The following is a 24,545-nucleotide window of genomic DNA, read 5'->3' as shown; positions in this document are numbered from 1 at the left end:
ATGGAACTCCTTCTTGCCACAGCGGTGGGTGTGTTGACGGCATCCGGTATCTACCTGATCATGCGCAAGCGCACCTTCCCGGTGATCCTGGGCCTGTCGCAACTGACCTATGCGGTCAATGTGTTCCTCTTTGCCACCGGGCGGCTGGCCCTGCACCAGCCGCCGATCCTGAACAAATACGCCGAGGTCACCTATGCCGACCCGCTGCCGCAGGCGCTTGTGCTGACGGCCATCGTGATCTCGTTCGGGATGACGGCGGTGATCGTGATGCTGGCGCTCAGCGCCTACCTGTCCTCTCGGGATGACCGGATCGACCTGACCGAAGAGCCGGGAGACGACGCATGAACCACCTGATCATTGCGCCGATCGTCCTGCCGGCGATGCTGGCCCCGTTCATCATCATGGTCATTCGCCACCATCTGGACCTGCAGCGGATTTTCTCGGTGGCGGCCACGTTGATCCTGTTGGGCATCGCCTTTGCCCTGATGGGGCAATCGTTGGGCGGTGAGATCCAGACCTACGAGCTGGGCGACTGGCCCGCGCCCTTTGGCATCGTGCTGGTGCTGGACCGGCTTTCGGCGCTGATGGTGCTGCTGACATCGGTGCTGGCCCTGCCCATCGTGCTTTATGCCATCGGCTCGGGCTGGGACAAGCGCGGGCGGCATTTTCACGCGCTCTTTCACTTTCAGATCATGGGCGTGATCGGCGCGTTTCTGACCGGCGACGCCTTCAACCTCTTTGTGTTCTTCGAAGTGCTGCTGATCGCCTCATACGGCTTGATGACCCATGCGGGCGGCACAAGGCGGTTGCGCGCGGGGGTGCAATATGTGGTCTATAACCTGCTCGGCTCGACCCTGTTCCTGTTTGCGCTCGGCACGCTCTATGCGGTGACCGGCACGCTCAACATGGCCGACCTGGCCGCGCGCGTGGCCGAAATGCCGCCCGAGGACACCGCGCTGCTGCGCGTCGGCGCGGTACTGCTGCTGCTGGTCTTTGCTGTCAAGGCAGCGCTGTTGCCGCTGCATTTCTGGCTGCCGCTCAGCTATGCCAACGCGCCTTTGCCGGTGGCCGCGCTGTTTGCGATCATGACCAAGGTCGGGGCGTATTCGATCCTTCGCATGTACACGCTGGTCTTCGGGCCCGAGGTGGCCGCAACCCAGGGGCTGGTCGAAGACTGGTTGCTGCCCGCCGCCATGCTGACCATGGCCGCCGGTGCCATCGGCATTCTGGGCGCGCGCGAGATCGGGCGGCTGGTGGCCTTTGCCGCCATCGCCTCGATGGGCACGCTGCTGATCGCGGTAGGGCTGTTCACCCAAGCGGGCACCACGGCGGCGATTTATTACATGGTGCATTCCACCTTCGCGACAGCGCTGATGTTCCTGGTCGCCGACATGGTGATGGAGCGGCGCGGACCTGACATCACCCCCCACAGCCCGATGCCGCAATCGGGGCTGATTGCCAGCCTGTTCTTCGTGGGCGCCATCGCGCTGGCGGGGATGCCGCCGCTGTCGGGCTTTATCGGCAAGCTGCTGGTGCTTCAGGCCTCCTGGCCCGCGCCGGAGAGGGTCGCGATCTGGGCCGTCGTCCTGATCGGATCGTTTGTCACCATCGTGGGCCTTGCCCGTGCCGGGTCGCTGATCTTCTGGAAAAGCCATGCGGTGGACCCGCAGACCGACCCCGACACCGATGAACCGACCGAGATCGATACCGCGCCGGAACCCTATCCGGGCCTGACCTTTACCGCCGCCTTTGCCCTGCTCGCGGGATTGATCGCGCTGACGATCTTTGCCGGTCCGGCGAGCGAATTCGCAAGTGCGACGGCGGATCAACTGTTCAACCCGGACCGCTATATCGAGGCGGTCCTGAAAGGAGCGGAGAAATGAGACTGCTGCGCCGATTGCTGCCGCACCCGTTTTTGACCCTGCTGCTGACGCTGGTCTGGCAGCTGCTGGTCAATGATATCTCGCTCAATTCGCTGCTGTTCGGGTTCTTTCTGGGCATCGTGATCCCGGTGGTAACCATGCCATACTGGCCCAACCGGCCAAAGCTGCGGAACATCCCGATGGTGGTCGAGTATATTCTGGTCGTGCTTTATGACATCGTGATCGCCAATATCGCGGTGGCACGGATCGTGCTGTTCAAACCTGATGCTGCGCGCAACCCCGCCTGGGTCCGCATTCCGCTGGAATTGCGCTCGCCCGAGGCGATCACGGTGCTGGCAGGCACCATCACCATGACGCCCGGCACGCTCAGCGCCGATCTGTCGGCCAAAGGCCACAGCCTGCTGGTGCATTGCCTGGACACCGAGGACCCGGACGCGGTGCGCGACGAGATCAAGCAACGCTATGAACGGCGCCTGAAGGAGATTTTCGAATGATCACATATGCCACCTACTTCGCCTTCGCCTGTTTCGGCGCCGCGCTGATGATGAATCTCTGGCGCATCCTGACCTCGGACGGGGTTGGTGTGCGGGTTCTGGCGCTGGATACGATGGTGATCAACACCATCGCCCTGCTTATCCTCTATGGCATCAGCATCTCGTCCGAGATCTTTTTCGAGGCGGCGATGATCATCGCAATGCTGGGGTTCGTTTCAACGGTTGCCTATGCGCGCTTCATGCTGCGCGGCAATATCATCGAGTGAGGCGGATATGGCATTTGCAGCGGAACTGCTGATCTCGTTCTTCCTGATCGTCTCGGGCATCTTCGGCTTTGTCGGCTCTTTCGGGCTGCTGAAGCTCAGCGATCCGATGTCGCGGATGCATGCCCCCACCAAGGCCACGACGCTGGGCGTGGGGGGCGTGTTGATCGCGTCGATCCTGCATTCGGTCTTTGTTGATCATCACCTGTCCCTGCACGAGTTGCTGATCACGCTGTTTTTATTCCTGACCGCACCGGTCAGCGCGCATTTCATTGCGAAATGGCATATTCACCGGCATGAAACGCCCGCATCACTGCCGGATGCTGGCGAGGATGGTGTCTGGGCGACCCACGATATCGAAGATGATGAGGACGTGGCCGAGATGCCGCGATGATCTGAGCACATGTACGCACCTCCGCTGTCACTGACCCGCGATCTGGTCCTGATCGGGGGCGGTCATACGCATGCGCTGGTGTTGCGCAAATGGGGGATGAATCCGCTTGCCGGGGCGCGGGTCACGCTCATCAACCCCGGCCCCACCGCGCCCTATTCGGGCATGTTGCCGGGCTTTGTCGCCGGGCATTACGCGCGAGACGATCTGGATATCGACCTTGTCCGTCTGGCGCGCTTTGCCGGTGCGCGTGTGATCCTTGGCGCAGTCGAGGGGCAGGACCCAGCCCGCCGCGAGATTCACGTTCCGGGGCGGCCGCCTGTCGCCTATGACGTCGCTTCGATCAATGTGGGCATCACCTCGGACATGCCCGCGCTGCCGGGTTTTGCCGAACACGCGGTGCCCGCCAAGCCGCTGGGCGTATTTGCGCAGCGCTGGTCCGATTACCGGGACAGGGCAGGCCCGGCCCGCGTGGTGGTGATCGGCGGCGGCGTTGCCGGTGCGGAACTGGCGATGGCCATGGCCCATGCGCTGCGCCAGCGCGGGCGCGATGCCACCGTCAGCATCATCGACAGCGCCACCGCACTTGCCGCACTTGGTGCGCGCGCCGCCGAACGCCTGCGCCACGCCCTGACAGGCCTTGGCGTCCGGCTGATCGAGCAGACGCAGATCCGATCCATTCACGCAGATCACCTGACCCTGTCCGATGGCAGCCGCATTGAGGCCGATTTCATCACCGGTGCCGCCGGGGCCCGGCCTTATGACTGGATCGCGCAAACCGGCCTGCGGCTGGACAATGGCTTTGTCGCCGTGAACGAATACCTGCAAAGCAGCGACGCGGCGGTCTTTGCGGCGGGAGATTGCGCGCATCTGAGCCATGATCCACGCCCCAAGGCAGGCGTTTATGCGGTACGCGAAGCGCCGGTGCTGTACCGGAACCTGCGCGCGGCGCTGGGGGCCGGTCGCATGAGGCGTTATGCGCCGCAGGACGATTACCTGAAGCTGATCTCGCTGGGTGCGCGGTCGGCCCTTGCCGAACGGTTCGGGAGAGCTTTCGGCGGGCCTCTCATGTGGCGCTGGAAGGATCATATCGACCGGAAGTTCATGAACAGGTTCCGCAACCTGCCGAAGATGAAGCACCCCGCCCTGCCCCGCGATCATGCCGATGGCATGGCTGAGGCGCTTGGCGGCAAACCACTCTGCGGGGGCTGTGGCGCAAAGGTCGGACGGCTTGCCCTGCGCGACAGCCTGCCCGCCCCGCAGGACCGCGCCGACATCAGCCCCCTGCCCGGTGACGATGCCGCTCTGATCCGAACCGGCGGTGCGCGGCAGGTCCTGACCACCGATCACCTGCGCGGCATCACACTGGACCCGGTCGTGATGGCGCGGGTCGCAGCGCATCACGCGCTGGGGGATATCTGGGCGATGGGGGCCGCGCCGCAAGCCGCAACAGCGAACCTGATCCTGCCGCGCCTGTCGAGCGAGCTGCAGCGCCGCACCGTGGCCGAGATCATGCAGGCCGCACAGCAGGTGCTGCGCCAGGCCGGGGCCGAAATCGTCGGCGGCCACACTTCGATGGGTGACGAGATGACCATCGGCTTCACCCTGACCGGCCTGTGCGACTGCGATCCGATCACGCTGGCGGGGGGGCAGCCCGGCGACGTCCTGATCCTGACCAAACCGATCGGCAGCGGCGTGATCCTCGCCGCCGAGATGGCCGGAAAGGCGCGCGGCGAGGATGTGGCCGAGGCCTATCGCCTGATGCAGCAGTCGCAGGGCGCAGCATCCGATATCCTGCGCGAGGCACATGCAATGACCGATGTGACAGGGTTTGGTCTGGCCGGGCATCTGAGCGGTATTTGCGAGATGTCAGGGACCGGAGCCGTGCTTGATCTGCACAGCATTCCATTCCTGCGCGGGGCCGAGGACCTGGCACGCGCGGGCACCCGCTCGACCCTGTTCAGTGACAACCGGGGGCTGACCCCGGACCTGCCCGAGGGTGACAACGCCGACCTGCTTTATGATCCGCAGACCGCCGGCGGATTGCTGGCCGCCATTGCGCCCGAAACGGCGGATGACATTCTGTCGCGATTGCAGCGCGCAGGCTATCAGGCCGCGTCGATCGGCACACTGACCGAAGGGGCCGGATTGCGGCTTCAGAGCTGATCCAGCAATGCCTCGATCCGGGCTGCCGCCTGATCCAGATCGGCGGGTGACAGCGACGCCAGCGGCACTTGCGACAATACCGTCGCCCCGCGCGCCTTGCGTGATTTGTCATAAGCCGGATCGTAATGCTGCTGCATCAGCGCCCGGGTCAGACCGGGTTTGTCCTGCGCGTCGATCAGGGCGTTCCAGCCATCGACCACCTCATGGCCACGAAAGAACCGAAGCGGATCAAGCCGTGCGCGCAGCGGCCCGGTATCCGACAGGATATCGTCATAGGCCCGGACCAGATAGGCCGTGCGGGCCGCAATATTGGCCTGAATTTCGATCCGGGGCGCCGCACAAAGTGCCGACCACAGGCTGGGCGGCAGGATACGCTCGCCGATCTTGCTCGATTCCGCCTCGACCACCACAGGGCGGGCCGGGTCCAGACGGCAAAGCACCCCGGCAAGGCCCGTCTCGAACCCCTTCTGGCTCGGTTGCCCGCCCGGCATTGTCCCCAAAAGCGAGCCGCGGTGATTGGCCAGGACCTCAAGATCCAGCACCTGCACACCGCGCCCCTGCAGATGCGCCAGCAGATCGGTCTTGGCGGTGCCGGTATAGCCATCCAGCGCGATCAGCCGGTGCGGCAGCGGGTCGTCATAAAGGTAGCGTTTCACCAGCCTCCGGTAACTGCGATAACCACCCGTCACCACCTGCGCCCGCCAGCCGATCTGTTGCAGCATCCAGGCGAACGAGCCCGACCGCTGCCCGCCGCGCCAGCAATAGACCAGCGGCCGCCAGGCTCCCTCGTGATGGCTGAGGCGGTGTTCGATGTGATCGGCGGCGTTACGAAACACCAGCGCCGCACCCAGCTTGCGGGCGCGGAAGGGGCTATCCTGCACATAGATCGTGCCCACCCGCGCGCGCTCCGCGTTGTCGAGAACCGGCAGGTTGATGGCGCCGGGCATGTGATCTTCGGCAAATTCCGCCGGGCTGCGCACGTCGATCACGGTATCGAAACCATGCGCGAGGACATCGGCGAGTGTTGAGAATTCGAGTGCCATGTAAAGGCTTTAGCGCGGCTGCCGCCGGAGTGAAAGCTCAGGCCGCAAGCGGCGCGATCAATTCAGGGCCGCTGGCCCGGTTCGAATTCACCGCCGGATCGACCCGGTGAAAGCTCAGCACCTCGTCTGCGCCCGGACGCATCAGCGGCGCCGCGCCATGGCCTGCCTCGCCCAGCCAGAGCGGCCAGTCACCCAGTTCCAGGATCAGCGGCATCCGGTGGTGGATCGCCGCCATATGCCGGTTGGCCGCCGTGGTGACGATGGCGCAGGTTGTCTGCCGGTCGACCTCCGGCCCCCAATCCTGCCAGATACCGGCAAGGGCGATCACGGCCCGGTCCCGACGGTGGATATACCAGGGCAGGCGCGCGCCCTCTGGCGTTTTGGTCCATTCATAGAACCCGGTTGCAACCAGGATGCAGCGCCGCGCACGGCAGGCCTCGCGGAAGGCAGGCTTTTCGGCGATGGTCTCGGAGCGTGCGTTTATCAGCAGCGGCCCGGCGGTCTCAGACGTGTACCACCGGGGCAGAAAACCCCAGCGCATCGGCATCAGCTGACGCCCGGTATCGCCCGTGCGCACCACATGCACCTGATTGGTCGGGCAGACATTGTAATTCGGTGTCTCGGGCAGAGTATTCGCCGGTTGCGCCGCAAATAATTGCGCCATCGCATCATTCGGCAATGTGACCGCGATCCGCCCGCACATGTGTCATACCCCCCTACTCATGTCCCGCAGAGTTATAGCAGACCCGGCCTGATTCGCCCGCGTCCCATATACGCCGCCCGTCGGTGTCTTCAGGCTGCTTCCGGCACCGGGTTGATCTTTTGCCAGACATCAATCGCCTCGATCCGGTCCATCCAGCGAGCGATGTTGTCATGGGCCTGTAGCGGATACTGACAGGCCTCGCGGTAACACAGAATGGCCGCGACCGAGATATCGGCGGTGGTCATCCCGGTCCCTGACAACCAGCCGCGCCCGGACAGATGATCGTCAAGCACCTTTGCAAACGGCTCCATCTGACTGGCTGCCGCGCCCAGATCCACGTCCTGATTGCCAAAGAAGTGGTGCGCGATGAACGGGCTGCAGGCCGGTGTCCAATGGCAGGATTCCCAGAACTGCCACCGCATGATGTCATAACGCTGGTTCGATTTCGGCCAGAGTGCCGTATCCACCTCGGCGCACAACCGGTTCACGATCGCATTCGATTCCCAAAGCGTGCTGCCATCGTCCTGTTCCAGAACCGGCACCCTTCCGTTTGGGTTGAGCGCGAGGAAGCCGGCGCCTTTTTGGTCTCCCAAAGCAAGATCCACTTGTTCCGTCTCAACTCCAAGTCCCAGATAACCAGTAACGAACAGCGCCTTCCGGCTATTTGGCGATGGTGAGAAAACATGCAACTTCATCAGAAAACCTCCCGAATGTCAGACCTTTATTTTACACTAAAGTTAAATAATGTTAAGTCACCGTTTCCGCATGATGCAGATCCGGGAACGGTTCCATTTGTCGGGCAGGCAGAACTAGTTGGCTGAAGAGCCCTGAAACCCTGTTTGGGTCTTTCGTGACCACGCCAGCCCGTCACGGCGATTTCAACTAACATCCGGCTGAGATCTGGCCTATATCCTTGGGAATATTCATATGCCAGCGCGTGCCCTGCGAGTTTCAGCAAACCCCAATGAACAAGACCATCGTAAGTGAACTGAAAAAAGTGTCGGCCCTGATCGGCACCCACCCTGAGCGAGCCTTGAAAAAGGCAAATCTGGGATTCAAGAAGCACCCTGATCAGGCGGATTTCAGCAATTTGGCGGGCCTGGCCCTGGTCAGCCTCAAGCGACCGAAAGAGGCCGCGGTTCATTTTCAGAAGGCGGCCAAGCTGCGCCCGGACCACTTGCCGTTCCGGCAAAATCTTCTGAATGCGCTTGTGGATTGCGGCGGAGCGGACAAGGCTCTTGCCGGGTTGCAACAGCTGTTTGACAGCGGCGTCGATAGCCCGGCGCTGCGCCTGTCCCAGGCGCGTGCACAGATCGAAACAGCATGTTGGGATCAGGCGGTCGAAAGCGCGACGCGTGCGCTGGCGATGCAACCGGGCCTGGCAGAGGCCCATCTTGCACGCGGGATCGCAAAAGAGTTTCTGAAACAGCTCGAGTCATCTGCACAGGATTTCGAAACAGCGTTCTCTCTGGCACCGGCAGATGACCGGATCGCGACCAACCACGCGCGCGCGCTCGCGCAGGCTGGCGATACCGAACCCGCCATATTGATCCACCGGCAAGTTCTGCAGCGAACCCCCAACCGGGCGAGCAACCTGTTCGAACTGGCGCGAATCCACCCGTCAGATAGCGTCAGCCAGCTTGCTGACGAGATCGAAGCGGCGCTGGAACAATCCTCCAATGCCGAGGATCGTGAATTGCTTTGCTTCGCCATGACCGATCTGCTGAACCGCGCTGGCGACATGGATGGCGCGCTGCATTGGGCGGCGCAGGCCAATACGCAGCAGTTTCGCCACATGGCGCGTCTCGCGGCACAGGCTGACCCGGGCTATTCCAAGATATTCGACCGTGAATTCAGCGGGGGCGTGAATGCACCATCCCCTGTTGCGCCCTGCCCGATCTTTGTGCTGGGTCAGCCGCGCAGCGGCACCACTCTGGTCGAAATGATGCTGACGCGGCTGGAAAACGTGTTCTCGTGCGGTGAGTTGCGCCACATGGACAATCTTGCCCGGCCCTATCTGGACCCCGACATTCCGTTCGGACCGCAGGAGGCTGACCAGCTTGCGCAATCTTATCTTGACGCCCTCCCTGCCAACGCGCGCGAAAGCCGCGCCTTTGTCGACAAGATGCCGCATAATTATCAGCTGATCGGCTTCATCCTGACCGCGTTCCCCCATGCGCGCATTGTCCATTGCCTGCGCGACCCGCGCGACGTGGCGCTGTCCATGTGGCTGACCCGTTTTCCGGCTGCCGGGCTGACTTATACGTCCGACCTCGACGCCATGGCCGAGGCCGCCAACACTTACCGGCGCCACATGGCGCGGTGGGAAGCGCTTTATCCCGAACAGATCCTCACCGTTCGGTACGAAGATCTTGTCGCGATGCCCGAACCGCAGAGCCGCCGCATGGTGGATCACTGCGGGCTGGACTGGAACGAAGCGATCTTGCGCCCGGAGCAAAATACCGCGCGCGTGCATACGGCAAGTGCGCATCAGGTGCGCAAACCAATCTCGGGCAAGGCGGTCGGCCGCTGGCATCAGGCCGAGGATGTCCTGCGGCCCTTCATCAACAAACTCGATCCAGAACTCTGGCCGGAATTCGACCTTCTTGAACAAGCCTGAGCGGTAGACCGCGCCGCGCGTAGGGCGCAGCGCGGTCAGGTGTCACTTCTGCTTGATGCGGCCGTCCGTATAGGGCTGATAGGGCGAATTCGCGGCCAGGTATTCAGCCGTCACATCCGCCAGATCGGGACCAAAATCATAGGCGTTCTTGTCGTCACCCGAGAACACGTCATAGCCGTCGCCACCATTGCGGACATAGTCGTTAGTCACCACCATATAGGTCTGCGCCGGATCAATCGGCGCGAAGCCGTCGGCTCCGGCCACCATCACGTCAGTGATCCGTCCCTCGTTCGGGGCAGCGGACGGGTCCCAGGTGAAGGTCAGCCCCGCCACCTGCGGGAAGCGGCCTTTGACCTCTTCCACCTGGCTGACGCCGTTTTCCAGCGCGTCGATCAGGCCCTGGCCGCTGATCTCGAACGTCGAGAGCGTGTTCTGGAAGGGCAGCACGGTCAGCACCTCACCCATGGTCACCTCGCCCGGATCGATCGAGGCGCGCAACCCGCCGGAATTGGCAATGGCAATCGTCACACCCTGATCGGCGACCCGATCCAGCATCGCATCGGCCACCAGATTGCCCATGGCGCATTCCTGCACCCGGCAGACCTCGCGCTCGCCCATGATCGGTTCTGCGGCAGCGGCGACAACCTTTTTGCGAATCTCCTCAAGCGGTTGCGCCAGTTCCTTGATCCTGCTGACGGTGTCGGCATCCTCGACCACCTGACCGTCCATGATCAGCGGCTCGCCGGTGGCTGCGGTGACGTTACCCGCATCATCGAAGGTGACATTCAATTCACCCAGGAACTTGCCATAGGCATAGGCCTGCACGATCTGAACGCCGTTGACGACGGTGGGATAAGGCCCCGCCGCCTTGTCCGAAACATTGCTGAGATAGGTGTTGGAGTGACCGCCCACGATCACGTCGACACCGGTGGTATTCTCGGCCACACGCTGATCGACTGCAAAGCCGGAATGACTGAGCACGATGATCTTGTTGACGCCCTCGGCGCTCAGGCGATCCACCTCGCCCTGCACCGCCGCCACCGGGTCCGAGAAGGTGATATTGGGGCCGGGTGATGCCAGATCATGCGTGTCTTCCGGGGTCAGGCCGATCAGGCCCAGCTTTTCGCCGCCAACGTCCAGCACCACGGATTTCTTGATCTTGTCGGTCAGCAGCTCTTCGTCGGCGATATCGGCATTCGACATCAGAACCGGGAAATCAACCGCGTCGATAAAGCCGCGCAGCACCTCGGGGCCATCGTCAAACTCGTGGTTGCCCACGGTCATCGCGTCATAGCCCTGCTTGTTCATCATCTCGGCCGCGACTTTGCCTTTATAGTAGGTGTAGAACAGCGAACCCTGAAACTGATCCCCGCCATCGACCAGAATGCTGTTTGCCGCCCGCGCGCGCGCTTCGCTGATAGCGGTGACCAGACGGGCCGACCCGCCAAAGCATTCGCCTGCGGCATTGTCTTCGGGGTCGCAGCCGCTGTCATATTTCGAGATCGGCTCGAACCGCGAGTGGAAATCATTGGTATGCAGGATCGTCAGCTCATAGTCCGCCGCAGCCAGACCGGCGGTCAGGCCCAATGCGGCAACCGATGTCAGAAATCGCGTCAACATCGTTATACTCCCAGTTGTTGATTGCTGTGGATGGTGCGCCGGACCGCGACCGGAGTCAAAGGGGAGATATCGGGAAAATGCCGCTTGATTCCGCGTCAACTGCACGGCATCAGGACAGCCATGCTGATCTACAAGATATTCCGCGCGGACGAGTGGTCCGCCCTGCAGGCAGCTGGCGAAAGCGCCGGTGCGCCGATTGATCTGGCCGATGGCTATGTGCATTTCTCGACCGCCGCGCAGGCGCGCGAAACGGCGGCGAAACACTTCGCCGGTGAAGGCGGCCTGGTCCTGCTGGCCTGCGACGGCGATGCCATGGGCGAGGAGCTGAAATGGGAGGTGTCGCGCGGCGATGCGCTGTTTCCGCATCTCTACCGGCCACTGCGAATGACAGATGTTATCTGGTCAATACCCCTGCCCCTGACCGAGGGCCGCCACCGCTTCCCCGAGGACATGACATGACACTGAGCGAGCGGCTTGGCCTTGCCGTCCTGCACCATCTGGACCCCGAAACCGCACATGGCCTGTCGGTCAAGGCGCTGAGGCTGGGGCTCGGGCCGGTATCCGGCCCGGTGACAACGCCGCGACTGCGCACGCAGATTGCCGGTCTTGATCTGCCAAACCCGGTCGGGCTGGCCGCAGGCTTCGACAAGAACGCCGAGGTGCTGGGGCCACTGTCGCGCGCGGGGTTCGGGTTTGTCGAGGTGGGCGCGGCGACGCCCAGACCGCAGGAGGGCAACCCCAAACCGCGCCTCTTTCGCCTGACCGAGCATCAGGCGGCCATCAACCGGTTCGGCTTCAATAACGAGGGGATGGACCCCATTGCCCAGCGGCTGGCGCAGCGCCCGCGCGATGCGGTGATCGGCCTCAACCTGGGTGCCAACAAGGACAGCAGCGACCGGCCCGGTGATTTCGCGACCGTTTTGGCGCATTGCGGCCCGCATCTGGATTTCGCGACGGTGAATGTCTCCTCTCCCAATACCGAAAAGCTGCGCGACCTGCAGGGTAAGGCCGCGCTCACGGCGCTGCTGGGTGGTGTGTTGGCCGCACGCGATGATCTTGAGCGCCGCCTTCCGGTCTTTCTCAAGATCGCGCCGGATCTGGCCCAGGGCGAGGTCGGCGACGTGGCCGAGGTCGCGCAGGAGACCGGCATCGACGGGATCATCGCCACCAACACGACGCTTGCGCGCGAAGATGTGGATGAGCGCTATCGCGACACGGCGGGCGGGCTGTCGGGCCAGCCGCTTTTTGAGCGTTCGACACGGGTTCTGGCGCAGCTCAGCGCCGCGACTGACGGCAGCGTGCCCCTGATCGGCGTCGGCGGCGTGTCCTCGGCACAGCAGGCCTATGCCAAGATCCGCGCCGGGGCCTCGGCGGTGCAGCTTTACACCGCGCTGGTCTATCACGGGCTGTCTCTGGTGCCCGAGATCGCGCGGGGGCTGGACGGGCTGCTGGCGCGGGACGGATTTGCCAATGTGGCCGATGCGGTCGGAACCGGGAGGGACGAATGGCTGACATAACCTACTGGCACAATCCCAGATGCTCGAAATCCCGCACTGGTCTTGCCCTGTTGCAAGAGCGCGGCGCGGTTGTCACCGTCCGCAAATATCTGGACGATGCGCCCAGTATCGAAGAGTTGCGGCAGGCGCTTCAGGCGTTGGGGCAGCCGCCGGTCCTCACGATGATGCGAACCGGCGAGGCGCGGTTCAAGGAGTTGGGCCTGTCGAAACAGGACCCTGACGCGGTGCTGCTGGCCGCCATGGCGGACAATCCGATCCTGATCGAACGACCGCTGGCGATCAGCGGTGATCGCGCCGCGATCGGCCGCCCGCCCGAGGCAATGCTGGAATTGCTCTAGGCGGCAATCTGCGCCTCCAGCCTTGGATAGCGCAGCCCCAGTGTCACACCGCGTGCGATATTGAGCACCATCAGCGCCGCCCAGAGCCCGTGATTGCCCATCAGCGGCACCAGCGCCAACAGCGCGACGACATAGATCGCGACCGAGACCAGCATCGCGTTGCGCATCTCGCGGGTCCAGGTGGCGCCAATATAGATGCCGTCGAACATCCAGCTTGCGATGCCGATCACTGGCGCAAGCGCTGCCCACCAGAGATAGTCGCGCCCCGCTGCCCGCACCTCGAGCGAGGTGGCCATAAGGTCGATCAGCGCCGGCCCGGACAGCCAGAAGAACAGCCCCAGCAGCACCGAGCCGCCAACGCCCCATTGCGATGCAATGATGGCCGAGCGGCGCAGATCATGCCGCGATTTCGCACCAACTGCGCCGCCCACCAGCGCCTCGGCCGAGAAGGCGAACCCGTCCAGCGCAAAAGCGGTGATCTCGAGGAATTGCAGCAGCACCTGATTGGCCGCCAGCGTCACATCGCCCAGATCAGCGCCGACAAACAGGAAGGTGGTGAAAGACCCGGTCAGCAGAACCGAGCGCACCATGATATCCCCGTTCACCTGCATCATCCGCCGCAACCGCGCCGGGTCGAACACCCGCTTCCAGTCGCGCCACTGATCGCCCGCAAACGCCTCGCGGCACAGCCACAGCCCCAGCGCGATACCGGTCCATTCGGCGATCAGGGTCGCGATGGCCACGCCCTCGACACCCCAGCCGAGGCCCAGAACGAACCACAGGTCCAGCGCGATGTTGAGCCCGTTCATCCAGAGCTGCAGCACGAACACTCCGCGCGTTCGTTCAACCGCGATCAGCCAGCCGGTCACCGCATATAGCGCGATGGTCGCGGGCGCGCCCCAGATGCGGATCGCCATATATTGCCGGGTCAGCGCCTCGACCTCGGCGCTTGCGGGCGACAGCTTGAACGCGCCCCAGAACAGCGCCGCCTGCGTCACGATGAACAGCAGCCCGGCGGCCCCGCCGATCATCACGCCGCGCATCAGAAGCGCGCCGGTTTCGGCACTGTCCCCGGCCCCGCGCGCCTGTGCTGCCAGACCGGTCGTGCCCATGCGCAGGAAACCGAAGACCCAATAGATCGTCGACAGAATCACCGCACCCATGCCGACCGCCCCGATCGGCGCGGCCTGTCCCATCTGGCCAACAACCCCTGTGTCGACCGCGCCCAGGATGGGCACAGTGGCGTTGGACAAGACGATGGGTGCGGCAATGACCAGCACCCGGCGATGGGTGATCGGCGCGCGCGTGGCGCTCACGACCCGGTCTCGGAATCCCTGGGCTGGGGCATCAGGAAATGCCCGGTCCCCTGCGCGAAAGGTTTCGAGCGCGAATCCTGCCATGCCTCGACCCGGACGGTGGCATAGCGGCGGCCCGCGCGGCCCACCCAGGCCCGCGCATAGGCGTCGCGCGGCAGGCCGGTGCGCAAGTAGTCAACTGTGAAATCGATGGTCTTGGGAAAGTTCGGTATCGTCTCAAGCGTCAGCGATTCGACCTCGATATCTCCGGCCTCGATCAGTGGCAGGAAATGTTGCCAGGCCAGCGTCAGGATCGCGGTGGTTTCCAGAAAGGCCGAGATCACCCCCCCATGCAGCGCGGGCAGAAACGGGTTGCCGATGAGCTTGTCGTCGAAATTCAGCACGCCGGTCAGTTCATCGCCCCGTCGTTCCAGTGTGATGCCCAGGAATTGCGCATAGGGAATGCCATCGACCAGCGCCGCAAACGCCGCATCGCGGCGCTGCCTGACCACATGCATCGGTTCAGGGCGGGCGCGCGCCATCAGCGTCCCTCAACCGTGAAGGCGCCGGTGGCGGTGGCGACGGGGTTGTCCACATCCTCGTCGGTCGCGACCGCCCGGACAAAGGCCACATTTCGCGTGACGTGGTAACAGGTCGCCTTGGCGGTGATGGTCTGACCGGGATTCGCGCCGCGCATGTAGTCGATCCGCAGGTCGATCGTGGCGGTGCCTGCCGGGGCGTCGGGGTGACACATTACCGCAGCCCCGCAGCACGTATCCATCTGCGCCGAGACCGCGCCGCCATGCACGACACCGTTGCGCGGATCGCCCACAAGCTCGGGTTTGTAGGGCATGGAAATCTCGGCCTGCCCTTTGCCTATAGTGATAAGTTCAAGCCCCAGCGCCCGCGCATGCGGGATCGCCTCGATGAACTGTTTGGCAAATTTCTCGCTGTCGACCAATTGTGTCTCCAATCCGTTAACACCTCTTTATGGTGTGGCGCGCCGCAAAAGAGCAAGCCCAACTGTTGCGCCAAAACTGCCGACGCAATAGGTTGCGATACAAGGAGATTATCGATGACCGAGACCCGTCTGTCATTCAAGGAAATGTGCGCAAAGTTCGAAGTGACGCCACGCACATTGCGATATTACGAATATATCGAACTGCTGCACCCCGACCGCGAAGGCCGGTCCCGGTTCTATGGGCACAGGGAAGTGGCGCGTATGGAATTGATCATGCGGGGGCGGCGCTGCGGGTTTGCGCTGGAAGAAATTCGACAATGGCTGCTGATCTACGAAGACAAGGGCGACAAGGTTCAGATGGCAACCTTTGTCGAGGTTGCCAACCGTCAGTTGGAGGAGTTGCGCAAGCAGCGCCAGCAACTTGACGACGCGATGGACGAGTTGGTACGGCTGCGCGATCAGACGGTCGGACTGCTGAAATAGCCCCATTCGGTCCGGTTCCTTTGCCGATCCGACAAACCCTTCGCACTCAGCAAACATAACCTCTTTGACATGGTTGGGTGGCACTCATCCGAGGCTATTCTGCCCGCTGCGTCGCCTGGCTGAGGACCGCCTGAAAGCGTGGGCCGAACAGGTTCGAAACCGCTGCGCACGGTGCATTACGATCGGAAAGAGATATGCGCGCTGATGCGGATCAACTTACCCGTCAACAAATTCAAGCGCACCCGAAGCGATGATAAAACCGCCTAAATCATTGTAATAAGTATATTAAACATCTCTCACCATAGGCCTTTCACGACGCCTTCTGAAATGATCCAACGTCAGAACTTTAAGTGACGTAGCGTTTCGCTTACGCAAACGTAAAGCTGATGTTGTATTGCGCCGGCGGGCTGCGCACCTTTCCGGTGCACTGCTTGTTTAGTTTGAGAGTCTGAGAATATGCACGAAGACACGATGACAATTCGCGAGATGTGTGACGCCTATCAGGTCACGCCTCGTACCTTGCGCTTCTATGAGGCCAAGGAGTTGCTGTTTCCGATCCGGGATGGCCAGAAACGCCTGTTCACCAAGCGTGACCGGGCGCGGCTGAAACTCATTCTTCGGGGCAAGCGGTTCGGCTTTAGCCTTGAACAAATCCGCCAATTGCTTGACCTTTATCACATTGGTGACCAGCAACACACGCAACTGCAACGCACGTTCGAAATCGCCCGTGAGCGCCTTGCCGACATGGAAGCACAGCGCGACGAACTGAAACAGGCGATCGACGATCTGAAAGCGCAGTTGAAATGGGGCGAGAAAATCCTCGTCTCTATGGAAGATACAAAAAAAGCCGCCGAATGATCTCAATACCCTGAAGATTGTCGACCAGTCCAAAAGGAAGCCCTTCATGCCAATTTACAACGCCCCTACCAAAGACACCCAGTTTGTACTGCACGATGTGCTGAACGTCTCCGGCTCGGATATTCCGGGTTACAATGAGCTGGAAGCTGATTTCACCGGTGCCGTCCTGGAAGAATCCGGCAAGATCGCCAGCAACGTGCTGCACCCGCTGAACGTCGTCGGCGACAAGGAAGGCTGCCGTCTGGAAAATGGTGTCGTCTATACGCCGACGGGCTTCAAGGACGCGTTCGAGCAGATGAAAGAGGGCGGCTGGACCGGCCTTGATATGCCCGAGGAATATGGCGGACAGAACATGCCCTATGTTCTGGCAACCGCTGTGGGCGAGATGTTCTTGGCCACCAACCAGGCGTTCACCATGTATCAGGGCCTGACCCATGGTGCGGCCTCGGCGATCCTGGCGCATGGCACCGAAGAGCAGAAGAACACCTATCTGCCCAACATGGTCAGCTGCGAGTGGACCGGCACCATGAACCTGACCGAACCGCATTGCGGCACCGATCTGGGCCTGATGCGCACCAAGGCGGAACCGCAGGGCGACGGCAGCTACAAGATATCGGGTCAGAAGATCTTCATCTCGGCCGGTGAACATGACATGGCCGACAACATCATCCACCTGGTGCTGGCCAAGATCGTCGGCGGCCCCGAGGGTATCAAGGGCGTATCGCTGTTCATCGTGCCCAAATACCTGGTGAATGAGGATGGCAGCCTGGGCGCGCGCAATGGTGCCACGGTGGGCAATATCGAAGAAAAAATGGGCATCCACGGCAACTCGACCTGTGTGATGAACTATGACGGCGCGACCGGCTACCTGCTGGGTGAAGAACATAAAGGCATGCGCGCCATGTTCACCATGATGAACGAAGCCCGTCTGGGTGTTGGCATGCAGGGCCTCGGCCAGGCCGACGCTGCCTATCAGAACGCCGTTGAATACGCCAAGGACCGCCTGCAGGGCCGCGACGTGACCGGCGTGAAAAACCCTGATGGTCCCGCCGATCCGCTGATCGTGCACCCCGATATCCGCCGCAGCCTGCTGGATCAGAAAAGCTTCTGCGAAGGCGCGCGCGCGTTTGTCCTGTGGGGCGCGACCATGATCGACAAGGCGCACCGTGCGGGTGATAAAGATGCCGACGGCCTGATCTCGTTGCTGACCCCGGTCATCAAGGGCTTCCTGACCGATGAAGGCTACGACATGACCGTGAAGGCCCAGCAGGTCTATGGCGGCCATGGCTACATCGAGGAATGGGGCATGTCGCAATACACCCGCGACGCCCGGATCGCTCAGATCTACGAAGGCGCCAACGGCGTTCAGGCGCTGGATCTGGTGGGCCGCAAACTGGCCGTCGATGGCGGCAAGCATGTCATGGCGTTCTTTGAGATGGTCAAAACCTTCTGCAAGGAAAACGCCGGTCAGGACGAAGCCTTTGACCGCGACTTCATCGAACCGCTGAAAGCGGCCTCGAAGGACCTGCAGTCGGCAGGCATGTTCTTCATGCAGAACGCCGCCAAGAACCCGAACGAGGCGCTGGCTGGCAGCAATGACTTCATGCACATGTTCGGTCATGTCTGCCTGGGTCTGATGTGGGCGCAGATGGCGCTCGCCGCGCGCAACGCGCTGGCCGGGGGGGCTTCGGACAAGGACTTCTACGAGACCAAGCTGACCACCGGCCGCTTCTACATGGCGCGCCGCCTGCCCGCCACTGGCATGCACCTGGCCCGCATCCAGTCGGGCGCGGCACCGGTGATGACACTGGACGCCGATCAGTTCTGATCCCAGATTGGCTCCGGGCCACCCGGTCCGGAGCCTTTCAACCCAGAGGATCAAGATGCCGAAACGTTTCCGCCTGACCCGCCGCTTCCCCGTCGCCATGACCGAGGACGGCTATCGCAGATTGAAGAGGTTTGCCGCCGAGGCGGGGCTGGACGAGGGCGAGGCATTGTCGTTCCTGTTCGAGAACTTCAACAGCGTCATCAATGACGAAAACCTGACCCACAGACTGCGTCTGTTCAATGCGGAACTGGAGGACCGAAAACGATGATCGCCCCGGCAACCGGCTGAAGGGACAAGCTGGCACACCGGATTTCACTGAGCCTTCCGACAAGGTTGAAGCCCCGGCGCATTGCGCGTTGCGTACATTCGCGACTGACGTACCGGCACACTTCATCTTTCTCGGAATACTCAATAACAGCGGGCAGCAGACGCTTCACAGGAGTGCTGAGCACATGACGATGAAACTTCACTGCTTCGCAGAAAGCGGGAATTCATACAAGGCAGCGCTGGCCCTCGAATTGTCGGGGCTCGACTGGGAGCCTGTGTTCGTCGATTTCTTCAACGGCCAGACCAGAACCCCGGAGTTTCGCCGCGACGTCAACGAAATGGGCGAAGCGCCGGTTCTGATCGACGGCGAATTCCGCACCAGCCAATCGGGCGCGATCCAGGCTTATGTCAGCGAGAAATCCGGCAAGTTCGGCGGCCGGACCGAGGCTGAGCGCTATGACATTCTGCGCTGGGTCCTGTGGGACAATCACAAATTCAGCTCGATGGCGGGGCTGACCCGTTACCTGATCAATTTCCTGCCCGAAGACAAGCGCCCCGCCGAGGTGATTGCCTTCAACCAGGGCCGGCTCAAGGCCGCTTACGCAACGCTGAACGCCCATCTGGACGGGCGCGACTGGATTGTTGGCGACGGGCTCACCAATGCCGATCTCAGCTGCTGCAGCTATCTCTATTATCCGGAACCTTTCGGGTTTGACCGGGCCGACTGGCCCCATATCGACGCCTGGCTCACGCGGATCAGTGAAACGCGTGGCTGGAAACACCCCTATGATCTGATGCCCGGCAAATCGTCGGACCGAGCTTGAGGAGAGCAACATGACCGAAGCATACATCTACGATGCTCTGCGTACCCCCAGGGGTAAGGGACGCAAGGATGGCAGCCTGCACGAGGTGACATCCGCGCGGCTCAGCGCAGTGACGCTGAACGCGGTGAAAGAGCGCAATGGCCTGGAAGGCCATGCGGTCGAGGACGTGATCTGGGGCAACGTGGCCCAGGTCAAGGAACAGGGCGGCTGCCTGGCACGGACTGCCGTGCTGGCCTCGGAGCTGGATCAATCCATCCCCGGCCTTTCCATCAACCGTTTCTGCGCCAGCGGCATGGAGGCGGTCAACCTGGCCGCCAACCAGGTCAGGGGCGGCGGCGGCGATGCGTATATCGCCGGTGGTGTCGAAATGATGGGCCGGGTCGCCATGGGCAGCGACGGTGCCGCCTTTCCGGTCGATCCCACGATCGCGATGGGTACCTGTTTCGTGCCGCAGGGTATCTCGGCCGATCTGATCGCCACCGAGTACGGGTTCACCCGCGACCAGGCCGATGCGCTGGCCATGGAATCCCAGCGCCGCGCTGCCAAAGCCTGGGAAGAAAACCGCTTCTCGAAATCGGTGATCACCGTCAAGGACCAGAACGGCATTCCGATCCTGGATCATGACGAATACATGCGCCCCGGCACTGACATGCAGTCGCTGGGTGGCCTCAAGCCGGCCTTCCAGGCCATGGGCGAGCAGATGCCCGGCTTCGACAAGGTCGCGCTGATGAAATACCCCCATCTGGAGCGGATCAACCACATCCACCACGCGGGCAACAGCTCGGGCATCGTGGACGGGGCAGCGGCGGTTCTGATCGGCAACAAGGAATTTGGCGAGAAATACGGCCTGAAGCCGCGCGCGCGCATCAAGGGCACCGCCAAGATCGGCACCGAGCCCACCATGATGCTGACCGGCCCGGTTCCGGTGACCGAGAAGATCCTGGCCGACAACGGCATGACCATCGGCGATATCGACCTCTTTGAGGTGAACGAAGCCTTCGCCAGCGTTGTGCTGCGCTTCCAGCAGGCCTTTGATGTCGATCCGGAACTGGTCAACGTCAATGGTGGCTCGATCGCCATGGGTCACCCGCTGGGTGCCACCGGCGCGATCATCATTGGCACGCTGCTGGATGAGCTTGAGCGCACCGACAAGGAAACCGGTCTGGCCACGCTCTGCATCGCATCCGGCATGGGTGCCGCCACGGTGATCGAGCGCGTCTGATGCCCAAGCTGGACCTCACCCAGATCGAGTGGCTGACCGGATCGGGTTATCCCGGCAAGCTGGCGCGCAATGGCGAAGGCCGCAGCAGCCAGCGGCTGGGCGATGCCGGTGGGCTTACTCAATATGGTGTGAATCTGGTCCGGCTTGCGCCCGGCGCGGCCTCGTCCTTGCGCCATTACCATATGGAGCAGGACGAGTTCGTGATGGTGACCGAAGGGATCTGCACGCTGATCGACGATGACGGCGACCATGCGATGCAGCCCGGCGATTGCGCCACCTTCCCCGCCGGGGATGCCAACGGGCATCACCTTGTAAACAAATCGGATGCCCCTGCCGCCTTTCTGGTGGTGGGCACCCGAACCCCGACTGAAACCGGCTATTACAGCGATATCGACATGATGGTGAAGCAGGACATGAACGGTTTTGCCTTCACCCGCAAAGATGGCAGCCCTCTGACGGCTGACCAGATCGGAGACGAGACATGACCGATTTTAAATACGACGTGGACGCCGACGGCGTCGCTATCATCACCTGGGACGCCGTGGGCAAAAGCATGAACGTGCTGACCCGCGAGGCCTATGGGGAATTCGACGGCTTCGTCGAACAGGCCCTGGCTGACGACGCGGTCAAAGGCATCGTGATCACCAGCGCAAAAAAGGACTTTGCCGGGGGCATGGATCTGAACACGCTGGCCACGATCCGCGAAGAAGCGGGCGACGAACCGGCCAAGGCGCTGTTCGACTTCACCATGGCCGGCCACCGCGTCCTGCGCAAGCTTGAGCGCGCGGGCATGGAGCTCAAGACCAACAAGGGCGGCAAGCCGGTGGCCTGCGCCATCAACGGCACCTGCGCCGGTATCGGCACCGAGATTGCTCTGGCCTGTCACCACCGCGTGATGACCGACAACCCGAAATCCAAGATCGGCCTGCCCGAGATTCTGCTGGGCATCTTCCCCGGCGGCGGTGGCACCATTCGTTATTCCTACATGGTTGGCGCCATGGCGGCCTCTCCGGTTCTGCTGGAAGGCAAGATGATGGACCCGGCCAAGGCCAAGGCCGCCAAGATGGTCGACGAGCTGTCTGCCGATCCGCTCGAAGCGGCGCGCCAGTGGGTGCTGAACGCCAAGGACGAGGACATCGTCAAACCCTGGGATGCCAAAGGCTACAAGATGCCCGGCGGAGACCCCTACCACCCTGCCGGTTTCGGGACCTTCGTTGGTGCCTCGGCCATGGTCAACGGCAAGACCCAAGGCGCCTTCCCGGCGGCCAAGGCGCTGCTCTCGGCGATCTATGAAGGCGCGCTGGTCGACTTCGACACCGCGCTCAAGATCGAAGCACGCTGGTTCACCAATGTGCTGATGAACCCGTCCTCGTCAGCGATGATCCGCAGCCTGTTCATCAACAAGCAGGCGCTGGAAAAAGGCGCCGTGCGCCCCGCCGGTGTCGCGGACCAGAGGGTCAAGAAGGTCGGCGTTCTGGGCGCAGGCATGATGGGCGCGGGCATCGCGCTGGTCTCGGCACAGGCCGGTATCGAGGTGGTCCTGATCGACCGCGACCAGGCCGCCGCCGACAAGGGAAAGGCCTATACCGAAGCCCATCTTGACAAGGGCATCAAGCGCGGCAAGGCAACGCCCGAAAAGAAAGAGGCGATGCTGTCTCTGATCACCGCAACGCCCGATCTGGCAGCACTTGAAGGCTGTGACCTGATCGTCGAAGCCGTCTTCGAAGACACTGCCGTCAAGGCCGAGATGACCAAGAAGGTCGAAGCCGTGATCCCCGAGGATTGCATCTTTGCCTCCAACACCTCGACCCTGCCGATCACCGATCTTGCCAAGGCGTCGTCGCGCCCCGAGCAGTTCATCGGCATCCACTTCTTCTCGCCGGTCGAGAAAATGCTGCTGGTCGAGATCATCAAGGGTCGCGAAACCGGTGATCGTGCGGTGGCCAAGGCGCTGGACTATGTGCGCCAGATCCGCAAGACGCCGATCGTGGTCAATGATGCGCGCTTCTTCTACGCCAACCGCTGCATCATTCCCTACATCAACGAAGGTCTGCGGATGATCACCGAAGGCGTCTCGCCCGCGCTGATCGACAATGCCGCAACGCAGTTGGGCTTCCCGGTGGGTCCAATCCAGCTGAACGACGAGACCTCGATCGATCTGGGCGCCAAGATCGCGCGGGCCACCAAAGAGGCTCTGGGCGATGACTACCCCGAGAACCCCGCCGACGAGTTGATCTTCTGGCTCGAAGATCTGGGCCGTCTGGGCCGCAAAGCCAATGCCGGCTTCTTCGAGTATGACGAGAAGGGCAAGCGTCTGGGTTACTGGGAGGGTCTGGGTGAGAAATACCCGCTGGCCGAAGATCAGCCCGACCTGACCGAAGTGCAGGAACGCCTGATGTTCGCACAGGTTCTGGAAGCCGTGCGCGCACTGGAAGAAAACGTTCTGATGGACATCCGCGAAGGCGACGTGGGCGCGGTTCTGGCCTGGGGCTTTGCGCCCTGGTCCGGCGGTCCGCTCAGCTGGCTCGATATCATCGGCACGCCTTATGCCGCCGAGCGCTGCGATCAGTTGACTGCCGCCTATGGCGACCGGTTCGCCTGCCCGCAACTGCTGCGTGACATGGCCGCCAAGGGGCAAAGCTTTTACGGGCGCTTCGATCCGGAAGCCAAAGCAGCCTGATCTAATTCATTAAAAAGGAAACCGGCGCTCCGAAATTGAACGCCGGTTTTTTCGTTCGGAGACAGAGGGGGGTGGTCTCCAAACATCCCGCGAGGGCGGGAAGTTGGGCCAGCTTTGCCGTGATGGCTGGCGTGCCGAAAATGCGACCCATCGTTCCTTGTGGGGGCTTTGATCATCAGCACCGCCGCGACCTCGCGGCTTCCACAGATCCGACCGTGATCAAGTGCCGTCCCGGTGGCAGCAGCAAAGCCGGACTGGCCAAAGTTTACGTAGGGGAAAGGAGCGCCGATTCGGAAGCTTTTTTATGCCCTGACAGCGTCTAATTTGTGTCATTGGCCGGTCATTTTCACGCAATCATGCAGCCGAGGAATGATTGCGCCACAATCGGAAACAACATCTGAGATGGATCACTCAAAACGGTAGTTAAACTTGTGAATATCAACCGCGCAGACTTTGGCGATCGCGTCGATCATTGGTGGGGAATAATAGCGCCGGTAATCTGCCAAACGCTCTGATCGGTTGACGTGCGGCATCACAACTTCAAAGCCCAGATGCTGCCAAAGCGCTGTGGCATCTGCTTCGAAATGCTCGATACGGATATAGAGATTGCTGCGATCAACCCCCGCCGCGTCCCGCATGTAGCTGGTATAGGGGTGGCTACGGAAAGCGGCCAGCGTGTCGGAATGCAGCACGAACGCCTCAAACTGCAACCGCTTCGCCAAGGTCACCGTTGGATGGTCAAAACGCTGTTCTCGCAACCAGTGGTAGTAACTGACCGCGCGATCCCAGGGGTTGCGCACCAGCGTGAACACAAAGAAATCTTCAAGCTCGTCATCGCTGACCACACCGTCGATGTCGCGCAGCGTGGCGTGTTTCCACAACCGCCCGCGCGCGGGCAGCGATTGCTGCCGGTGGCGGCGGCGGCGGGCCTTTGGCGTATCGCCGATCAGGATGTCGTCCTTCTTCGCCCGCGACTCGAGCGCCAGCGCCAGAGAGGTGCCCCCGGTCTTGGGGATGTGAACAAAGATATAGGACCGGCCGCGCGAGATGATCATGGGGGACACGCTAACCGCTTGAGCCGCCCGGCAA

At 62.2% G+C, this 24,545-nt stretch carries 26 protein-coding genes; 18 read left to right on the top strand and 8 right to left on the bottom strand.

The features are described 5' to 3' along the window. Genes M3P21_RS11155 through M3P21_RS11130 form a run of 6 tightly spaced genes read left to right on the top strand, consistent with a single transcriptional unit; the run spans nucleotide 1 to nucleotide 5,197 of the window. Nucleotides 1-345: a Na+/H+ antiporter subunit C gene (locus M3P21_RS11155; protein WP_249710050.1), complete on the top strand. Its 345-nt coding sequence runs from the start codon at nucleotides 1-3 to the stop codon at nucleotides 343-345. After that, complete coding sequence (locus M3P21_RS11150; protein WP_249710049.1) at nucleotides 342-1,883, top strand: monovalent cation/H+ antiporter subunit D; 1,542 nt, start codon at nucleotides 342-344, stop codon at nucleotides 1,881-1,883. Before M3P21_RS11155 ends, M3P21_RS11150 begins: the two co-directional genes overlap by 4 nt. Continuing rightward, a complete protein-coding gene (locus M3P21_RS11145; protein ID WP_249710048.1) occupies nucleotides 1,880-2,377 on the top strand; it encodes a Na+/H+ antiporter subunit E in 498 nt (165 codons plus the stop codon). The genes M3P21_RS11150 and M3P21_RS11145 overlap by 4 nt, the downstream gene beginning before the upstream one ends. Beyond that, a complete protein-coding gene (locus tag M3P21_RS11140; RefSeq protein ID WP_249710047.1) occupies nucleotides 2,374-2,643 on the top strand; it encodes a K+/H+ antiporter subunit F in 270 nt (89 codons plus the stop codon). The genes M3P21_RS11145 and M3P21_RS11140 overlap by 4 nt, the downstream gene beginning before the upstream one ends. Nucleotides 2,644-2,650: 7 nt before the next feature. After that, nucleotides 2,651-3,034: a Na+/H+ antiporter subunit G gene (locus tag M3P21_RS11135; RefSeq protein WP_249710046.1), complete on the top strand. Its 384-nt coding sequence runs from the start codon at nucleotides 2,651-2,653 to the stop codon at nucleotides 3,032-3,034. Between the two features lie 9 nt (nucleotides 3,035-3,043). Then, a complete protein-coding gene (locus tag M3P21_RS11130; protein ID WP_249710045.1) occupies nucleotides 3,044-5,197 on the top strand; it encodes a selenide, water dikinase SelD in 2,154 nt (717 codons plus the stop codon). On the opposite strand, the gene mnmH is transcribed toward M3P21_RS11130, so the two are convergent. From mnmH to M3P21_RS11115, 3 genes are all read right to left on the bottom strand, one after another. After that, nucleotides 5,188-6,240, bottom strand: coding sequence for a tRNA 2-selenouridine(34) synthase MnmH (gene mnmH / locus M3P21_RS11125; protein ID WP_249710044.1), 1,053 nt, complete (start codon nucleotides 6,238-6,240; stop codon nucleotides 5,188-5,190). The two genes, M3P21_RS11130 and mnmH, sit on opposite strands and share 10 nt — an antisense overlap. 37 nt (nucleotides 6,241-6,277) lie before the next feature. Next, complete coding sequence (locus tag M3P21_RS11120) at nucleotides 6,278-6,943, bottom strand: SOS response-associated peptidase (protein ID WP_249710042.1); 666 nt, start codon at nucleotides 6,941-6,943, stop codon at nucleotides 6,278-6,280. 89 nt (nucleotides 6,944-7,032) lie between these two features. Then, complete coding sequence (locus tag M3P21_RS11115; RefSeq protein ID WP_249710041.1) at nucleotides 7,033-7,638, bottom strand: glutathione S-transferase family protein; 606 nt, start codon at nucleotides 7,636-7,638, stop codon at nucleotides 7,033-7,035. 269 nt (nucleotides 7,639-7,907) lie between these two features. Between M3P21_RS11115 and M3P21_RS11110 the strand changes: the two genes are divergently transcribed. Next, nucleotides 7,908-9,563: a tetratricopeptide repeat-containing sulfotransferase family protein gene (locus M3P21_RS11110; RefSeq protein WP_249710040.1), complete on the top strand. Its 1,656-nt coding sequence runs from the start codon at nucleotides 7,908-7,910 to the stop codon at nucleotides 9,561-9,563. Between the two features lie 42 nt (nucleotides 9,564-9,605). On the opposite strand, the gene M3P21_RS11105 is transcribed toward M3P21_RS11110, so the two are convergent. After that, a complete protein-coding gene (locus M3P21_RS11105) occupies nucleotides 9,606-11,183 on the bottom strand; it encodes a bifunctional metallophosphatase/5'-nucleotidase (protein ID WP_249710039.1) in 1,578 nt (525 codons plus the stop codon). Nucleotides 11,184-11,303: 120 nt separating this feature from the next. Between M3P21_RS11105 and M3P21_RS11100 the strand changes: the two genes are divergently transcribed. From M3P21_RS11100 to arsC, 3 genes are read left to right on the top strand one after another with little or no spacing between them, the layout of a single operon-like run. Further along, entirely contained in the window at nucleotides 11,304-11,642 is a 339-nt protein-coding gene (locus M3P21_RS11100) for a DUF952 domain-containing protein (RefSeq protein WP_249710118.1), read from the top strand. Continuing rightward, nucleotides 11,639-12,700 carry a quinone-dependent dihydroorotate dehydrogenase gene (locus tag M3P21_RS11095; protein ID WP_249710038.1) on the top strand — a complete coding sequence of 354 codons (1,062 nt, stop codon included), beginning with the start codon at nucleotides 11,639-11,641 and terminating at the stop codon, nucleotides 12,698-12,700. Before M3P21_RS11100 ends, M3P21_RS11095 begins: the two co-directional genes overlap by 4 nt. Continuing rightward, nucleotides 12,688-13,038 carry an arsenate reductase (glutaredoxin) gene (gene arsC, locus M3P21_RS11090; protein WP_249710037.1) on the top strand — a complete coding sequence of 117 codons (351 nt, stop codon included), beginning with the start codon at nucleotides 12,688-12,690 and terminating at the stop codon, nucleotides 13,036-13,038. Before M3P21_RS11095 ends, arsC begins: the two co-directional genes overlap by 13 nt. On the opposite strand, the gene M3P21_RS11085 is transcribed toward arsC, so the two are convergent. Genes M3P21_RS11085 through M3P21_RS11075 form a run of 3 tightly spaced genes read right to left on the bottom strand, consistent with a single transcriptional unit; the run spans nucleotide 13,035 to nucleotide 15,306 of the window. Continuing rightward, a complete protein-coding gene (locus M3P21_RS11085) occupies nucleotides 13,035-14,354 on the bottom strand; it encodes an MATE family efflux transporter (RefSeq protein ID WP_249710036.1) in 1,320 nt (439 codons plus the stop codon). The genes arsC and M3P21_RS11085 overlap by 4 nt on opposite strands. Beyond that, nucleotides 14,351-14,875, bottom strand: coding sequence for a PaaI family thioesterase (locus M3P21_RS11080; protein ID WP_249710035.1), 525 nt, complete (start codon nucleotides 14,873-14,875; stop codon nucleotides 14,351-14,353). Before M3P21_RS11080 ends, M3P21_RS11085 begins: the two co-directional genes overlap by 4 nt. Then, nucleotides 14,875-15,306: a PaaI family thioesterase gene (locus tag M3P21_RS11075; protein ID WP_373319994.1), complete on the bottom strand. Its 432-nt coding sequence runs from the start codon at nucleotides 15,304-15,306 to the stop codon at nucleotides 14,875-14,877. The genes M3P21_RS11080 and M3P21_RS11075 overlap by 1 nt, the downstream gene beginning before the upstream one ends. A gap of 102 nt (nucleotides 15,307-15,408) precedes the next feature. Between M3P21_RS11075 and M3P21_RS11070 the strand changes: the two genes are divergently transcribed. From M3P21_RS11070 to M3P21_RS11035, 8 genes are all read left to right on the top strand, one after another. Continuing rightward, a complete protein-coding gene (locus tag M3P21_RS11070) occupies nucleotides 15,409-15,777 on the top strand; it encodes a MerR family transcriptional regulator (RefSeq protein ID WP_249710033.1) in 369 nt (122 codons plus the stop codon). A gap of 456 nt (nucleotides 15,778-16,233) precedes the next feature. Beyond that, nucleotides 16,234-16,635 (top strand): MerR family transcriptional regulator, encoded by a 402-nt coding sequence (locus tag M3P21_RS11065; protein WP_249710032.1) that lies wholly within the window; start codon nucleotides 16,234-16,236, stop codon nucleotides 16,633-16,635. A 46-nt stretch (nucleotides 16,636-16,681) separates the two neighbouring features. Next, complete coding sequence (locus M3P21_RS11060) at nucleotides 16,682-18,463, top strand: acyl-CoA dehydrogenase C-terminal domain-containing protein (RefSeq protein ID WP_249710031.1); 1,782 nt, start codon at nucleotides 16,682-16,684, stop codon at nucleotides 18,461-18,463. A 55-nt stretch (nucleotides 18,464-18,518) separates the two neighbouring features. After that, nucleotides 18,519-18,731 carry a hypothetical protein gene (locus M3P21_RS11055; RefSeq protein WP_249710030.1) on the top strand — a complete coding sequence of 71 codons (213 nt, stop codon included), beginning with the start codon at nucleotides 18,519-18,521 and terminating at the stop codon, nucleotides 18,729-18,731. Between the two features lie 184 nt (nucleotides 18,732-18,915). Then, complete coding sequence (locus M3P21_RS11050) at nucleotides 18,916-19,554, top strand: glutathione S-transferase family protein (RefSeq protein WP_249710029.1); 639 nt, start codon at nucleotides 18,916-18,918, stop codon at nucleotides 19,552-19,554. A gap of 10 nt (nucleotides 19,555-19,564) precedes the next feature. Continuing rightward, nucleotides 19,565-20,776 carry an acetyl-CoA C-acetyltransferase gene (locus tag M3P21_RS11045; RefSeq protein ID WP_249710028.1) on the top strand — a complete coding sequence of 404 codons (1,212 nt, stop codon included), beginning with the start codon at nucleotides 19,565-19,567 and terminating at the stop codon, nucleotides 20,774-20,776. Further along, nucleotides 20,776-21,261, top strand: coding sequence for a cupin domain-containing protein (locus M3P21_RS11040; protein WP_249710027.1), 486 nt, complete (start codon nucleotides 20,776-20,778; stop codon nucleotides 21,259-21,261). Before M3P21_RS11045 ends, M3P21_RS11040 begins: the two co-directional genes overlap by 1 nt. Then, nucleotides 21,258-23,456, top strand: coding sequence for a 3-hydroxyacyl-CoA dehydrogenase NAD-binding domain-containing protein (locus M3P21_RS11035; RefSeq protein ID WP_249710026.1), 2,199 nt, complete (start codon nucleotides 21,258-21,260; stop codon nucleotides 23,454-23,456). Before M3P21_RS11040 ends, M3P21_RS11035 begins: the two co-directional genes overlap by 4 nt. Nucleotides 23,457-23,863: 407 nt before the next feature. Here the strand turns inward: M3P21_RS11035 and M3P21_RS11030 are convergent, their stop codons facing one another. Further along, the gene (locus M3P21_RS11030) at nucleotides 23,864-24,511 is read right to left on the bottom strand and encodes a sulfotransferase family 2 domain-containing protein (protein ID WP_249710116.1); all 648 of its coding nucleotides are present in this window, start codon (nucleotides 24,509-24,511) and stop codon (nucleotides 23,864-23,866) included. Between the last annotated feature and the right edge of the window lie 34 nt (nucleotides 24,512-24,545).

The organism is Ruegeria spongiae (assembly GCF_023502395.1).
Taxonomy (GTDB): Bacteria; Pseudomonadota; Alphaproteobacteria; order Rhodobacterales; family Rhodobacteraceae; genus Ruegeria_C; species Ruegeria_C spongiae.
Note: the sequence above shows the minus strand (reverse complement) of the source record. Positions and strands in the feature narration are given on the sequence as shown.

Coding starts and splice junctions, on each gene's coding strand:
- arsC (WP_249710037.1), top strand. CDS start 12,688: ATGGCTGACATAACCTACTGGCACAATCCCAGATGCTCGAAATCCCGC.
- M3P21_RS11035 (WP_249710026.1), top strand. CDS start 21,258: ATGACCGATTTTAAATACGACGTGGACGCCGACGGCGTCGCTATCATC.
- M3P21_RS11095 (WP_249710038.1), top strand. CDS start 11,639: ATGACACTGAGCGAGCGGCTTGGCCTTGCCGTCCTGCACCATCTGGAC.
- M3P21_RS11150 (WP_249710049.1), top strand. CDS start 342: ATGAACCACCTGATCATTGCGCCGATCGTCCTGCCGGCGATGCTGGCC.
- M3P21_RS11050 (WP_249710029.1), top strand. CDS start 18,916: ATGACGATGAAACTTCACTGCTTCGCAGAAAGCGGGAATTCATACAAG.
- M3P21_RS11040 (WP_249710027.1), top strand. CDS start 20,776: ATGCCCAAGCTGGACCTCACCCAGATCGAGTGGCTGACCGGATCGGGT.
- M3P21_RS11115 (WP_249710041.1), bottom strand. CDS start 7,638: ATGAAGTTGCATGTTTTCTCACCATCGCCAAATAGCCGGAAGGCGCTG.
- M3P21_RS11045 (WP_249710028.1), top strand. CDS start 19,565: ATGACCGAAGCATACATCTACGATGCTCTGCGTACCCCCAGGGGTAAG.
- M3P21_RS11105 (WP_249710039.1), bottom strand. CDS start 11,183: ATGTTGACGCGATTTCTGACATCGGTTGCCGCATTGGGCCTGACCGCC.
- M3P21_RS11145 (WP_249710048.1), top strand. CDS start 1,880: ATGAGACTGCTGCGCCGATTGCTGCCGCACCCGTTTTTGACCCTGCTG.
- M3P21_RS11030 (WP_249710116.1), bottom strand. CDS start 24,511: ATGATCATCTCGCGCGGCCGGTCCTATATCTTTGTTCACATCCCCAAG.
- M3P21_RS11055 (WP_249710030.1), top strand. CDS start 18,519: ATGCCGAAACGTTTCCGCCTGACCCGCCGCTTCCCCGTCGCCATGACC.
- M3P21_RS11070 (WP_249710033.1), top strand. CDS start 15,409: ATGACCGAGACCCGTCTGTCATTCAAGGAAATGTGCGCAAAGTTCGAA.
- M3P21_RS11155 (WP_249710050.1), top strand. CDS start 1: ATGGAACTCCTTCTTGCCACAGCGGTGGGTGTGTTGACGGCATCCGGT.
- M3P21_RS11065 (WP_249710032.1), top strand. CDS start 16,234: ATGCACGAAGACACGATGACAATTCGCGAGATGTGTGACGCCTATCAG.
- M3P21_RS11100 (WP_249710118.1), top strand. CDS start 11,304: ATGCTGATCTACAAGATATTCCGCGCGGACGAGTGGTCCGCCCTGCAG.
- M3P21_RS11060 (WP_249710031.1), top strand. CDS start 16,682: ATGCCAATTTACAACGCCCCTACCAAAGACACCCAGTTTGTACTGCAC.
- M3P21_RS11110 (WP_249710040.1), top strand. CDS start 7,908: ATGAACAAGACCATCGTAAGTGAACTGAAAAAAGTGTCGGCCCTGATC.
- M3P21_RS11120 (WP_249710042.1), bottom strand. CDS start 6,943: ATGTGCGGGCGGATCGCGGTCACATTGCCGAATGATGCGATGGCGCAA.
- M3P21_RS11080 (WP_249710035.1), bottom strand. CDS start 14,875: ATGGCGCGCGCCCGCCCTGAACCGATGCATGTGGTCAGGCAGCGCCGC.
- M3P21_RS11135 (WP_249710046.1), top strand. CDS start 2,651: ATGGCATTTGCAGCGGAACTGCTGATCTCGTTCTTCCTGATCGTCTCG.
- mnmH (WP_249710044.1), bottom strand. CDS start 6,240: ATGGCACTCGAATTCTCAACACTCGCCGATGTCCTCGCGCATGGTTTC.
- M3P21_RS11140 (WP_249710047.1), top strand. CDS start 2,374: ATGATCACATATGCCACCTACTTCGCCTTCGCCTGTTTCGGCGCCGCG.
- M3P21_RS11130 (WP_249710045.1), top strand. CDS start 3,044: ATGTACGCACCTCCGCTGTCACTGACCCGCGATCTGGTCCTGATCGGG.